Here is a 12640-nt window from a genome sequence, read left to right on the forward strand (position 1 = left end):
CGGAACGTCAGCGGGGGTCAGGCTGTTTTTAGCAGACGCGCGTAAAAGAATCCGTCAGCATCGCTGTCACCCGGCAGTCGCTGGCGCGCGATTCCCTCGCAGTCCAGGCCGAATCGGTCATCCAGCGGCTCTGCCACCGCGTCCGGGTGCCATTTCAGGAACGCCCGCACCTGGTCGATGTTCTCCGCACGCAGGATCGAGCAGGTGGCATACAGCAGCACGCCGCCCGGACGCAGCATCGACCAGCAGGCCTCCAGCAGGCGGGCCTGCACACCGACCAGCGCATCGATATCCTCGGCACGTCGGTGGAACATCACATCCGGCTGCCGCCGGATCACGCCGGTGGCCGAGCACGGGGCATCGAGCAGGATCGCGTCGAACGGCACGCCATCCCACCAGGCACCCGGATCACTGGCATCGGCAGCCAGGGTCTGCGCATGCTCGCCCACGCCAGTGCGAACGTAGGTGTCACGTGCACGGGCCAGGCGGCGCACGTCGATATCCAGCGCCAGCAGGCGCAGGCCGGGGTCGCGCTCCAGCAGGTGCGCCGACTTGCCACCGGGGGCCGCACAGGCGTCCAGAACGCGGGCACCGGCCGCCGGGGCCAGCGCGTCGGCCGCACACTGCGCCGACAGGTCCTGCACCGAGATGGCGCCTTCGGCGAAGCCGGGCAGCTGATTCACGGCAACCGGCGAGGCCAGGCGCAACGCGTCGGCGCTGAGCGGACTGGCTTGCGCGGTAATGCCAGCTTCGGCCAGCGTCGCCAGTGCCTTGTCGCGGCCGCCCTGCTGGCGGTTGGCGCGCAACCACAACGGCGCCGGCTGCAGGCTGGCGGCAAAGATCGCCTCGGCCTGGGCCGGCCAGTCGCGCTCGACGGCATCGGCCAGCCACGCCGGGAAGGCATCGCGCGCGGGCTGTTCCGGGAAACCTTCGCGCTGCGCGCGGCGCAGGATCGCATTGACCAGGCCCGCCTGGCGCTCACGACCCAGGGCACGCGCGGCATCGACCGTGGCCGACAACGCCGCGTGCGCCGGCAACGCCAGCACGTCCAGTTGGGCGAACCCGACCATCAGCAGCGTGCGCAGGTCGGCATCACGCGCCGACAGCGGCTTCTGCATCCACGACTGCAGCGCCGCGTCATAGGTGCTGCGACGACGCAGGACGGCAAAACACAGGGCTTCCAGCAGCGCGCGGTCGCGGCTGTCGGCCAGCTTCGGCAGCGCCCAGGCCAACTCGGCCTTCAGCGAACGGCCACGGGTGAACACCTGTGCCAGCACACGTGCGGCCAGCATGCGCGTGGCCGCGCCCGGCGCCGCCTTGGCGACGGAGAAATCGTTCTGCTTCGACACCGCTTATGCCCCCACGCGCAGATCGCGGCGGGCGTTGAGGTAGTCGGCCGCAGTAATCGCCTTGCCACCTTCCCGCTGCAGCACTCGCAGGCGCAGCGCGCCCTGGCCACAGGCGATGTCGATGCCATCGCGGCTGGCGGCCAGTACGGTGCCCGGTGCTTGGCCGTGGTCCGCCTCCAGCGCCACCGCACCATGGATGCGCACGCGTTCACCGGCCAGCGTCGCCTCGGCGATCGGCCACGGATTGAACGCGCGCACGGTACGCGCCAGCGCGCCGGCGTCCTGCGCCCAATCCAGCTTCGCTTCGGCCTTGTCCAGCTTGTGCGCGTAGGTCACGCCCTGCTCCGGCTGCGGCCGCGCGATCGGCTTGATGCCGGCACGCAGCAGGCCCAGGCCATCGGACAGCACCTGTGCGCCCAGCTCGGCCAGCTTGTCATGCAGCTGGCCACCGGTATCGGTGGCCGCGATCGGCAGTTCCTGGTGCAGCAGCACCGGGCCGGTGTCCAGGCCGGCCTCCATCTGCATCAGGCAGACGCCGGTCTTGGCGTCGCCGGCCTGGATCGCGCGCTGGATCGGCGCGGCACCGCGCCAGCGCGGCAGCAGCGAGGCATGCACGTTCCAGCAGCCGTGGGTCGGAATGGCCAGCACCGCCTTGGGCAGGATCAGGCCATAGGCCACTACCACCATCAGATCCGGCTGCAGGTCGCGCAGCTGCTGCTGGGCGGCCGCGTCCTTCAGCGACTCCGGCTGGTAGACCGGAATGCCACGGGCCACGGCTTCCAGCTTGACCGGCGACGGCGCCAGGCCACGGCCACGGCCGGCCGGACGATCAGGCTGGGTGTAGACGGCCACGACCTCATGATGGCGCGCAGCCGCGCGCAGCGATGACACCGCGAATTCCGGCGTACCGGCAAAGACAATCCTCATGGCTACCCCACTTGCAGGATGGATTCGTGCAGGAAAGAAAACGGCGCCGTCGGCCGGCGCCGTACAGCCCGCGCGTGCCGCGCAGGCGCGGGCCACCCGAAGGGTGGCCCGGATTGGCGATCACGCCACGTGCTTGCGCTGCTTGGCCAGCTTCTTGCGCACCATCTCGCGCTTGAGCGGCGACAGATAGTCGATGAACAGCTTGCCGTCCAGGTGATCCATCTCATGCTGGATGCAGGTGGCCAGCACTTCGCCGGCTTCCATCTGCTGTTCCTGGCCGTTGCGGTCCAGGTATTTCACGGTGATGGTATCGGCACGGGTGACGTCAGCGAAGATGCCCGGAACCGACAGGCAGCCTTCCTGGTACACCCGGCCCCCGTCCTTGGCGACGATCTCCGGGTTGATGAACACATGCGGTTCATTCTTTTCTTCGCTGACGTCGATGACCATGAAGCGCTTGTGCACGTCCACCTGGGTGGCGGCCAGGCCGATGCCCGGGGCGTCGTACATGGTCTGGAACATGTTGTCGATCAGTTCCTGGAAGGCCGGCGTGGTGACTTCGGCGGCTTCGATCAACGCAGCCTTGGTACGCAGGCGCGGATCGGGGAACTCGAGAATGGGGAGAAGGGCCATGGCTGTTTCCGGATAGGGGGCCGGCACGCCGGCATACGTCGCAGATTCTAGCTCCAACGCTTGCCTTGCGCCCCGGTTTCTGGACTATAGTGCGCGGACCTGTTGGGGAATCAGGGCTTCACACCTATGTTGCTTCGTTTTCGTACGGTCGTCGCCGCGGCGATGCTGACCGTGGCTGCCTATGCTACCGCCGTGGAAGTGAATGGCGGGCACCCGGACACCTATGTGGTCCGAAAAGGGGATACGTTGTGGGATATCGCCGCACGTTTCCTGCAGAAGCCGTGGCTGTGGCCGGAGATCTGGCAGGCCAATCCGCAGATCGCCAATCCGCACCTGATCTATCCCGGTGACGTGCTCAGCCTGGCCTATCTGGACCGGGTGACCGTCGCTGCCAAGCCCGGCCCGCGCCAGGAAGCCCCGATCGATGCCATTCCGCTGGCCCAGGTCGAGCCGTTCCTGAAGCAGCTGAGCGTGGTCGACAGCATCGAGCAACTGCCCTACGTGGCCGGCCTGGAGGAAGAACGCCTGCGCGTCACCAGCGGCAGCGCGGTGTACGTACGCCTGGCCGACGCCCAGCTGGGCCAGCGCTGGGCCGTGGTCCGCCCGACCGTGCGCTATGCCCAGCCCAAGCCGACCGAGGACCTGACCGCCAACGGCGACGTCACCCCGGGCAGCGGCAACCTGTGGCGGGCCTACAACGCCCCCAACCACCGCCGCGGCGTGCTCGGCTATGAGCTGGCCCAGGTCGCCACCGGCACCATCACCCATGTCGCCGGCGGCAAGGTGGAGGCGTCCACCCTGGTGCTGGACAAGAACGAGGGCGGCCGCGAGGTACGTGCGGGCGACCGCCTGGTCCCGGTCGAGGCCAGGCCCTACGACCTGCAGTTCATCCCCCATGTCCCGGCCGCCGGTGTCGAGGGCGTCGACGTGCGCGTGCTGGCCGTTGCCGACATGTTCACCGCTGGTGGGCCGCGCGACGTGATCGCGATCTCCGCAGGCCGCGCGCAGGGCGTGGACAACGGCACCGTGTTCTCGCTGTGGCGCCCGGGCCGCCACGTGGCGCACCGCATGAAGTACCCGAACTCCTCGCGCATGGATGATTCGCTCAGCACCGGCGCCGGCCGCGTCTCGCTGCCGGACGAATACGCCGCACACGCCATGGTGTTCCGTACCTTCGACAACGTCAGCTACGCACTGGTGATGCAGGGCGTGAAGCCGGTGCGCGTGGGATACAACGCACTGCACCCGGATGCGCGGTAGAGTCGACTGTTAGTCGACTGCTCTTCACCGCCCCCCGAAAGCGCCCGCGCTGCGCGCGGTAGTCGACTGACAGTCGACTCTACAGGAGCGGTCTCCGGCAAAGTCTGACAGCCACATGCGAAGGCGCCCTAGGGCGCCTTTGTTGCATGCGCTCGATAGTGGGAGGATGACCAACCAAGCTGACGAGGCGCTGCTGCGCCTGTTGATGGCAGGCGGCGCGCTGGCACCACGGCGGGCCCTGCTGCAGGCCGCAGGCAGGGCGGAAATCGCGATCGCGCAGGGTGCCGCGAACTGGCGCGCGCACGGTTGCACGCCAGAGCAGTGCGCCGCACTGGACCGCCCCGACGCCCGGGCCTTGGCCGTGGCACGGCGCTGGCTGGAAGACGACAACCAGCACCTGCTGGCCTTCACCGATCCGGCCTTCCCCCGCCCCTGCTGGATGTCCCCAATCCCCCCCTTGCGCTGTTCATCGCCGGCGACCCCGGCCGGGCCTGGCGCCCATCGGTTGCGCTGGTCGGCAGCCGCTCGCCAACGCCGGGCGGACGCGCGCTGGCAGCCCGGTTTGCCGGCTGCTTCGTCGACGCCGGGCTGGCGGTGACCAGCGGCCTGGCGGCGGGCATCGATGCCGCCGCCCACCAGGCCACGCTGGACGCGGGGGGCTGCACCGTGGCGGTGATCGGCACCGGACCGGACCGCGCCTATCCGGACAGCCACGCCCGGCTGCAGGCGCGAATCGCCGCCGAAGGCGTGGTGCTCAGCGAGTACCTGCCCGGCACGCCCGCACGCCCCGGCCACTTTCCTGCCCGCAACCGGCTGGTAGCCGGGCTGGCCCTGGCCACGGTGGTGGTCGAGGCCGCCCAACGCTCGGGTGCCCTGATCACCGCACGCCTGGCCGCCGAGGCCGGCCGCGAGGTCTGCGCCCTGCCCGGCTCGGTGCTCAATCCGCGCGCTGCGGGCTGCCACAGGCTGATCCGCGAGGGTGCCGCACTGGTCGAGCGCCCGGAGGAGGTCCTCGAACTGCTGGCCCCCGCCCTCCGCCAGCAGCTGCCGGGCTTGCAATCACGGCTGGCCACCCCCACTGAACAGGCACCGCCTGCACGCCTGCCGGCGCACTGGGCCGACGACCCTGACTACCAGTGCTTGTGGCGGGCGCTGGAGCACAACCCAAGCAGTATGGATTCACTGATCACACGCTGTGGATTGACGGCGCCCCAGGTGTCCTCCATGCTGCTGGCCATGGAACTGGCGGGAATCGTGGTGTGCGTACACGGCCGCTACTGTCGAACTCCCTAGTTTCTTCACCTCCACAGCGTCGCGCGACGCAGGCCGAGGGGCAATGAAAGAGAGCATCCTGGATGTACTGCTGTACCTGTTTGAACACTATTTCAGCGAAGATGCGGACCTGATCCGTGACCGCGATTCGCTTCAGAACGGCCTGATCCAGGCCGGTTTCAGCCCAACCGAGATCAACAAGGCGTTCGACTGGCTCGATGCCCTGGCCGCGCAGCGGCCGAGCGTGGCCCAGGCTCGGGTCGATGGCCCCGTGCGCGTGTACCACGGCCCCGAGCTGGACAAGCTGGACGTGGAATGCCGCGGGTTCCTGCTGTACCTGGAACAGCACGGCATCCTCGATGCCGACCAGCGCGAGCTGGTGCTGGACCGGGCAATGGCCCTGGACCAGGACGAACTGGACCTGGACGACCTGAAGTGGGTCGTGCTGATGGTGCTGTTCAACCAGCCCGGCTCCGAGGCGGCGTATGCCTGGATGGAGACGCAGATGTTCATGGACGAGCCAGAACCCCTGCACTGACCGTACACTTGGGGGCATAGCGCATTCAGGAGCGTCCCCGTGAGCGAGTGGTTCCATGCAGAAGGCAACCGGCAGCAAGGCCCGCTGCCGGCGGAACAGTTGGTCGAGTTGTTCCGCAACAACCAGATCTCCCTGGACACCCTGGTCTGGCGCGACGGCCTGCCGCAATGGCAGCCGTTGCGCACCGTGGTCGACGAGCTCGGCCTGATCGTGCCGGCGCTGGACGCCGCTGCACCGCCCGTGGAACCCGAACCGGAGCCGGCAGCACCGCCTCCGCCGCAGCCACCGGTGCTGCCACCGTCCACGCCCTACGCCACCAGCGCAGCGGCCAGCGCCCTGCCGACGCCGAAGAAGAAGCTGTCCGGCTGCGCCCTGACCGCCATCATCGGCGGCGGCCTGCTGCTGGTGCTGGTACCGATCGTGGCCATCCTGGCCGCCATCGCGCTGCCCGCCTACAACGACTACACCCTTCGCGCCAAGGTCGCCGGCGCAGTGACCGCACTGCAGCCGCTGAAGGACCAGGTGCAGCATTTCGCCGATGACGAAGGCCGCTGCCCGGGTGGCAACGACGCGGGCTTCCCGGCCCCGGGTGATTTCGCCCATGCAGGGCTGTCAGCGGTGAACATCGGTCGCTTCAACAACGGCCACTGCGGCATCGAAGCCACCCTGGCGCTGCCCGGCAAGAGCCTCGATGGCGATCTGCTGTGGCTGGAATACGATCGCGACAGCGGCCGCTGGGAATGCAGCGGCGAGAGCAACGACAAGTACCTGCCGCCGTCGTGCCGCGGCTGAACCGCGCGCACGCCAGCACCTCCAAGGATGATTCAACAGGGAACATGCAATGACTGAGTGGTACTACGCCGAAGGACAGCAACGCCAGGGCCCGCTGCCGGTCCAGGAGATCCGCCAGCGCTTCCAGCGCGGCCAGCTCAACCTGGACACCCTGGTCTGGCGGGAGGGCATGGCCCAGTGGGCTGCGCTGCGGCAGATGGTCGACGAGCTCGGCCTGCAGACGCTGGCTGATGCCAGCACTGCCAGCAGCAGCGGCGGGTTCGACCTGCGCAGCGACTACGCCGCCATCGACAGCGGCACCGCACCGCTGCCCGGCACCGGCGCGCTCAGCAGCTCGCCTTACAGCGCTCCAGCGGCCACCAGCAGCGGTGGCCACGCGCAGCCGGTGGTTGGCGGTGAAGTGGTCTACGCAGGCTTCTGGAAGCGTGTGGCGGCCTACATGATCGATTACTTCGTGCTGGTCGTCCCCGGCAGCATCATCGGTGCCATTCTTGGTGCGATACTCGGCGCCAGCATGGGCGCGGTGGGCAGCGGCGAATCGGCCATCGAGATCGTTGCCCAGCTGGCCAGCGCCCTGATCAACCTCGGCATCGGCATGGCCTACTACACCTGGTTCCATGCCTCGCAGGGCGGCGCCACGCTGGGCAAGATGGCAGTCGGTATCAAGGTGGTGCGCGGCAACGGCGAACGCCTGACCAAGGCCCGCGCATTTGGTCGCTACTGGGCCATGCTGCTGAGCAGCTTCACGCTCGGCATCGGTTTCCTGATGGCCGCCTTCACCGAACGCAAGCAGGGCCTGCACGACATGGTCTGCGACACCCTCGTGGTCGACCGCTGGGCCTACACCGACCAGCCGCAGCTGCAGCGCCGGGAGCTGGGCACGGTAACCGTACTGGTGCTCGTGCTGACCGGCCTGCTGTCTCTGGTCGGCCTGGCCCTGCTGGTGTTCGCGGTAGGCTTCATCGCCAAGATGGCCTCGTGAACGGCCATCCTCACGCCTGGCTGCTTGACACGGGCCGGCCGGGCGTGATTCCTCTAATAAGGTGAAACCTGAACGCCCGGCACATTACCGGGCGTTCAGTTTATGGATTTGCCCGTGGCCGCTTCACTAATGCGGCCGTTTGCTCCACCCTAGCGGCCCCTTCTCCCGGTCCGCCCACAGACCTCTCCCGACATGCCCAAGCACCTGCTCATCGTCGAATCGCCAGCCAAGGCCAAGACGATCAACAAATACCTCGGCAAGGACTACACCGTCCTGGCCTCGTATGGGCATGTGCGTGACCTGATCCCGAAGGAAGGCGCGGTCGACCCGGACAACGGGTTCGCCATGCACTACGACGTGATCGACAAGAACGAAAAGCATGTCGATGCGATCGCCAAGGCCGCCAAGGGTGCCGACGACATCCTGCTGGCAACCGACCCGGATCGCGAAGGTGAAGCGATCAGCTGGCACATCGCCGAGATCCTGAAGGAACGCGGGCTGGTCAAGGACAAGCCGATGCAGCGCGTGGTGTTCACCGAGATCACCCCGCGCGCCATCAAGGAAGCGATCAGCCAGCCGCGCGCGATCGCCAGCGACCTGGTCGATGCCCAGCAGGCGCGCCGCGCGCTGGACTACCTGGTCGGCTTCAACCTGTCGCCGGTGCTGTGGCGCAAGGTCCAGCGCGGCCTGTCCGCAGGCCGCGTGCAGAGCCCGGCGCTGCGCATGATCGTCGAGCGCGAGGAAGAGATCGAAGCCTTCGTCGCCCGCGAATACTGGTCGATCGCGGCCGAATGCGCGCACCCGTCGCAGCACTTCAACGCCAAGCTGGTCAAGCTGGACGGGCAGAAGTTCGAGCAGTTCACCATCACCGACGGTGACACCGCCGAAGCCGCCCGCCTGCGTATCCAGCAGGCCGCGCAGGGCTCGTTGCATGTCACCGACGTCGCCAGCAAGGAGCGCAAGCGCCGTCCGGCGCCACCGTTCACCACCTCGACCCTGCAGCAGGAAGCCTCGCGCAAGCTCGGCTTCACCACCCGCAAGACCATGCAGGTTGCGCAGAAGCTGTATGAGGGCGTGGCCATCGGCGACGAAGGCACCGTCGGCCTGATTTCGTACATGCGTACCGACTCGGTGAACCTGTCGCAGGACGCGCTGGCGGAAATCCGCGACGTGATCGCCCGCGACTACGGCATCGCCTCGCTGCCGGACCAGCCCAACACCTACCAGACCAAGTCGAAGAACGCCCAGGAAGCGCACGAAGCGGTGCGCCCGACCTCGGCCCTGCGCACCCCGGCCCAGGTCGCACGCTTCCTCACCGACGACGAGCGCCGCCTGTACGAACTGATCTGGAAGCGCGCCGTCGCCTGCCAGATGATCCCGGCCACGCTCAATACCGTCAGCGTCGACCTATCCGCCGGCAGCGAGCACGTGTTCCGTGCCAGCGGCACCACGGTGGTGGTGCCCGGCTTCCTGGCCGTGTACGAGGAAGGCAAGGACAGCAAGAGCGCCGAGGACGAGGACGAAGGCCGCAAGCTGCCGGCGATGAAGCCGGGCGACCGCGTGCCGCTGGAACGCATCCAGGCCGAACAGCATTTCACCCAGCCGCCGCCGCGCTACACCGAAGCGGCGCTGGTGAAGGCGCTGGAAGAGTACGGCATCGGTCGTCCCTCGACCTACGCCTCGATCATCCAGACCCTGCTGTTCCGCAAGTACGTGGAAATGGAAGGCCGCAGCTTCCGCCCGTCCGACGTCGGCCGCGCGGTGTCCAAGTTCCTGTCCAGCCACTTCACCCAGTACGTGGACTACGACTTCACGGCCAAGCTCGAAGACGAGCTTGATGCCGTTTCGCGTGGCGAAGAAGAGTGGATTCCGCTGATGGCTCGCTTCTGGGAGCCGTTCAAGGAACTGGTGGAAGACAAGAAGGAATCGGTCGACCGCGCCGAGGCCAGTGGCGCGCGCGAGCTTGGCACCGATCCGAAGACAGGCAAGCCGGTCAGCGTGCGTCTGGGCCGCTTCGGGCCGTATGCCGCCATCGGCAGCACCGCCGAGGACGCCGAGGAGAAGCCGAAGTTCGCCTCGCTGCGCCCTGGCCAGTCGATGCACACCATCTCCCTGGAAGACGCGCTGGAGCTGTTCCTGATGCCGCGCGCGCTGGGTGAGGACAAGGGCGAGCCGGTCAGCGTCGGGATTGGCCGCTTCGGGCCGTTCGCCAAGCGTGGCAGCACCTACGCCTCGCTGAAGAAGGAAGACGACCCGTACACCATCGACCTGGCCCGTGCCGTGTTCCTGATCGAAGAGAAGGAAGAGATCGCGCGCAACCGGATCATCAAGGAATTCGAGGGCAGCGACATCCAGGTGCTGAACGGCCGCTTCGGCCCGTACATCAGCGACGGCAAGATGAACGGCAAGATCCCCAAGGACCGCGAGCCGGCATCGCTGACCCTGGCCGAAGTGCAGCAGCTGATGGAAGAAACCGGCAAGCCGGTGCGCAAGGGCTTCGGCGCCAAGAAGGCGGCAGCGAAAAAGGCACCGGCCAAGAAGGCGGCAGTGAAGAAGGAAGCGGTGCCGAAGAAGGCTGCTGCCAAGAAGGCGCCGGCAAAGAAGGCGGTGAAGAAGGCCGCCGCAAAGAAGGTCCCGGCGAAGAAAGCCGTCAAGAAGGCCGCTGCGAAGAAGTAGATCCACGCCATGCGTGGATGAGGGGCAAGGTGTGCGGACCAACGGTCCGCACCTACCGTCCGCGCCGACCACCCCTTCTGCACGCAGCAGGGGGATAATGGAGGTCCACGCCGGGCCGGTCGCCGCCATGAAAGAACTCACCCTGGACTCTGCTGTCGCCACGCTCCGCGCCGGCGGCGTGATCGCCTACCCGACCGAAGCGGTCTGGGGCCTGGGCTGTGATCCCTCGCAGGAAGCGGCAGTGCACATGGTGCTGCGGCTGAAGCAGCGACCGATCGAGAAAGGCATGATCCTGGTCGCGGCCGAGCTGGCGCAGCTGGAAGGCTGGGTGCGCCTGCAGGCGCTGCCCGACGCCCGCCAGCGCGCGGTACTGGCCAGCTGGCCCGGCGCCAACACCTGGATCCTGCCCGCTGGCCCGCGCGCGCAGCCCTGGGTCACCGGCGAACACAGCGGCATTGCGGTGCGCATCAGCGCGCACCCGCTGGTGGCCGAACTCTGCCGCGCCTGGGGCGGCCCGCTGGTCTCCACCAGCGCCAATCTGGCCGGCGAACCACCGGCGCGCAGCCGCGAAGAGCTGGATCCGCGCCTGCTGCGCCTGCTCGACGGCATCCTTGACGGACAGACCGGTGGCCTGGCCCAACCCACCCCCATACGCGACGCGCTCAGCGGCAACGTGCTGCGCTCCTGAGCCGCCGATTGCACTGCCGCGGACAATCACGCACGCTGCCGCCATGAGCCTGCTGCGCGCCACCTTCAGCCTGTGCCTGCTGCTGCCGTGGACGGCGTCCGCAGCCGAAGACGTGCGGGTGTACCGCTGCGTTTCCAGCAACGGGGCGGTGGCCCTGCAGGACACGCCCTGCAACAGCGGCCGCCAGCAGGTTCGCGACCTGCAGCGCCCGCGCGATCCCGCTCCACGGGTGGTGCGCAGTGATGCCCCGCCTGCGCCGCCCGGCGAAACCCCGGTCATCCGCGAGCGCGAAGTCCGCCACGTCTACATCCAGCCGCCGCAGCCGATGTACGAATGCGTGAGCGATGATGGCCGACGCTATACCAGCGACAACAACGAAGGCAATCCGCGCTGGGTGCCGTTGTGGACCAGTGTCTGGCTGCCACACGCCCATCACGGCCCGGCCTACCCCGGACCGCGCCCGGCCACCGGCACGCCGATCGGCGAAGGCGCGGGTTATCGTCCCCCCTCGATCGGCATGGGCGTGCAGGTTCCGGCCGGCAGCGTGCTGGTCCGCGACAGCTGCCATGCGTTGCCGCCGCAGGAAGTCTGTGCGCGACTGCGTGATCGCCGCTGGGAACTGGATCGCCGGTACAACAGTGCGCTGCAGAGTGAACGCACCGCCATCAGCAACGAACAGCGCGGCATCGATGCGCGCCTGTCGCGCGATTGCGAACGCTGACCGCAGCAAGCCGCCGCAGCCTGTACGCTGTACGCATGAACCGAGTGATCTGGCTGCTCCTGGTGCTGCTGCCTGGAAGCGCATTGGCCGAAGAGGGCGTGATCTACCGCTGTACCTCCAGCAGCAGTGACATCCCTACCCTGCAGCGCACGCCGTGTCCCACTGGCAGCAAGCAGCAGGTGCTGCGCATACCCGGCAAGGGCAACGCGCAGCCGGCCGCCGCTGCCCCTGTGGTCGCTGAACCTGCCCCCACCCCGGTGGAAACACCCGCGCCGCTGCCGGCCAACCCGGGTGTTGCGCCTGCGGCCCCAGCGAAGGCACGACGCGCGGACGAAGGACGCACGATCATGGAAGCAGGCATGGTCGAACACGAAGGAGACGACCAGATCCTTGACAGCGCGACGCTGCGTCGCGATGCCGAGGCCCGTGCTGCTGGAAGTGACGGTTCACCGAAGCCGCCGCTTCCTCCTATCTTCCAGTGCACCGACAGCCAGGGCGGCGGCTACCTGTACGAGTACGAGGCTGCGCCAGGTCGCTGCGAGCTGATGACAGTACAGGGCCTTGGCGGAGTGACGCCGGTGAATGCCGCCAGCTGTGAAGTGGTGCGCGATCAGTGCGAAGCGCTTCCCGAAGCGCAGCGCTGCGGTGCCTGGCAGCAGCGCTTCCGCGATGCCCGCGGCCGGGAGCGCTTCGCCGCGCCCGAGAACCGCGACAGCGCGCGCAAGGACCGCGAGCGGTTGCAGGGTGTGCTGGAGGCCAGCAACTGCCCGGTGCCGGGGTGACCGCCATCCGGTAGTGCCGG

Annotated in this window: 11 protein-coding genes and 1 pseudogene; 9 read left to right on the forward strand and 3 right to left on the reverse strand. The window is 68.1% G+C overall.

Annotated features, from left to right (window positions below; translation table 11 throughout):
• Positions 1-17 precede the first annotated feature (17 nt).
• From rsmB to def, 3 genes are all read right to left on the reverse strand, one after another.
• Positions 18-1349 (reverse strand): 16S rRNA (cytosine(967)-C(5))-methyltransferase RsmB, encoded by a 1332-nt coding sequence (rsmB, locus tag BN1263_RS00230; RefSeq protein ID WP_019660778.1) that lies wholly within the window; start codon positions 1347-1349, stop codon positions 18-20.
• Positions 1350-1352: 3 nt separating this feature from the next.
• Positions 1353-2276 carry a methionyl-tRNA formyltransferase gene (gene fmt, locus BN1263_RS00235; RefSeq protein WP_010481179.1) on the reverse strand — a complete coding sequence of 308 codons (924 nt, stop codon included), beginning with the start codon at positions 2274-2276 and terminating at the stop codon, positions 1353-1355.
• A 120-nt stretch (positions 2277-2396) separates the two neighbouring features.
• Positions 2397-2909 carry a peptide deformylase gene (def, locus tag BN1263_RS00240; protein WP_058978741.1) on the reverse strand — a complete coding sequence of 171 codons (513 nt, stop codon included), beginning with the start codon at positions 2907-2909 and terminating at the stop codon, positions 2397-2399.
• A gap of 126 nt (positions 2910-3035) precedes the next feature.
• On the opposite strand from def, the gene BN1263_RS00245 reads away from it, so the two are divergent.
• From BN1263_RS00245 to BN1263_RS00285, 9 genes and pseudogenes are all read left to right on the forward strand, one after another.
• Positions 3036-4169, forward strand: coding sequence for a LysM peptidoglycan-binding domain-containing protein (locus BN1263_RS00245; RefSeq protein WP_058978742.1), 1134 nt, complete (start codon positions 3036-3038; stop codon positions 4167-4169).
• A 166-nt stretch (positions 4170-4335) separates the two neighbouring features.
• Positions 4336-5462, forward strand: a pseudogene (dprA, locus tag BN1263_RS00250) (DNA-processing protein DprA).
• Between the two features lie 43 nt (positions 5463-5505).
• Entirely contained in the window at positions 5506-5979 is a 474-nt protein-coding gene (locus BN1263_RS00255; protein WP_005411195.1) for a DUF494 family protein, read from the forward strand.
• Between the two features lie 39 nt (positions 5980-6018).
• Positions 6019-6771, forward strand: coding sequence for a pilin (locus BN1263_RS20980; protein WP_021203235.1), 753 nt, complete (start codon positions 6019-6021; stop codon positions 6769-6771).
• A gap of 49 nt (positions 6772-6820) precedes the next feature.
• Positions 6821-7753, forward strand: coding sequence for an RDD family protein (locus BN1263_RS00265; RefSeq protein WP_019660784.1), 933 nt, complete (start codon positions 6821-6823; stop codon positions 7751-7753).
• A gap of 192 nt (positions 7754-7945) precedes the next feature.
• Positions 7946-10429, forward strand: a complete 2484-nt coding sequence (locus tag BN1263_RS00270) for a DNA topoisomerase I (RefSeq protein ID WP_058978744.1) — start codon at positions 7946-7948, stop codon at positions 10427-10429.
• A 97-nt stretch (positions 10430-10526) separates the two neighbouring features.
• Positions 10527-11117 carry an L-threonylcarbamoyladenylate synthase type 1 TsaC gene (tsaC, locus tag BN1263_RS00275; protein WP_080398748.1) on the forward strand — a complete coding sequence of 197 codons (591 nt, stop codon included), beginning with the start codon at positions 10527-10529 and terminating at the stop codon, positions 11115-11117.
• Positions 11118-11160: 43 nt separating this feature from the next.
• Positions 11161-11838: a DUF4124 domain-containing protein gene (locus BN1263_RS00280; protein ID WP_021203232.1), complete on the forward strand. Its 678-nt coding sequence runs from the start codon at positions 11161-11163 to the stop codon at positions 11836-11838.
• 35 nt (positions 11839-11873) lie between these two features.
• Complete coding sequence (locus BN1263_RS00285) at positions 11874-12620, forward strand: hypothetical protein (protein ID WP_058978746.1); 747 nt, start codon at positions 11874-11876, stop codon at positions 12618-12620.
• Positions 12621-12640 lie beyond the last annotated feature (20 nt).

It is taken from the genome of Stenotrophomonas thermophila (assembly GCF_001499715.1).
Lineage (GTDB): Bacteria > Pseudomonadota > Gammaproteobacteria > Xanthomonadales > Xanthomonadaceae > Stenotrophomonas > Stenotrophomonas hibiscicola.

What these genes read in the sequence shown, in the direction of transcription:
- fmt (WP_010481179.1), bottom strand. Translation starts at nt 2,276, where the DNA reads ATGAGGATTGTCTTTGCCGGTACGCCGGAATTCGCGGTGTCATCGCTG.
- def (WP_058978741.1), bottom strand. Translation starts at nt 2,909, where the DNA reads ATGGCCCTTCTCCCCATTCTCGAGTTCCCCGATCCGCGCCTGCGTACC.
- BN1263_RS00245 (WP_058978742.1), top strand. Translation starts at nt 3,036, where the DNA reads ATGTTGCTTCGTTTTCGTACGGTCGTCGCCGCGGCGATGCTGACCGTG.
- BN1263_RS00255 (WP_005411195.1), top strand. Translation starts at nt 5,506, where the DNA reads ATGAAAGAGAGCATCCTGGATGTACTGCTGTACCTGTTTGAACACTAT.
- BN1263_RS00265 (WP_019660784.1), top strand. Translation starts at nt 6,821, where the DNA reads ATGACTGAGTGGTACTACGCCGAAGGACAGCAACGCCAGGGCCCGCTG.
- BN1263_RS00270 (WP_058978744.1), top strand. Translation starts at nt 7,946, where the DNA reads ATGCCCAAGCACCTGCTCATCGTCGAATCGCCAGCCAAGGCCAAGACG.
- tsaC (WP_080398748.1), top strand. Translation starts at nt 10,527, where the DNA reads ATGGAGGTCCACGCCGGGCCGGTCGCCGCCATGAAAGAACTCACCCTG.
- BN1263_RS00280 (WP_021203232.1), top strand. Translation starts at nt 11,161, where the DNA reads ATGAGCCTGCTGCGCGCCACCTTCAGCCTGTGCCTGCTGCTGCCGTGG.
- BN1263_RS00285 (WP_058978746.1), top strand. Translation starts at nt 11,874, where the DNA reads ATGAACCGAGTGATCTGGCTGCTCCTGGTGCTGCTGCCTGGAAGCGCA.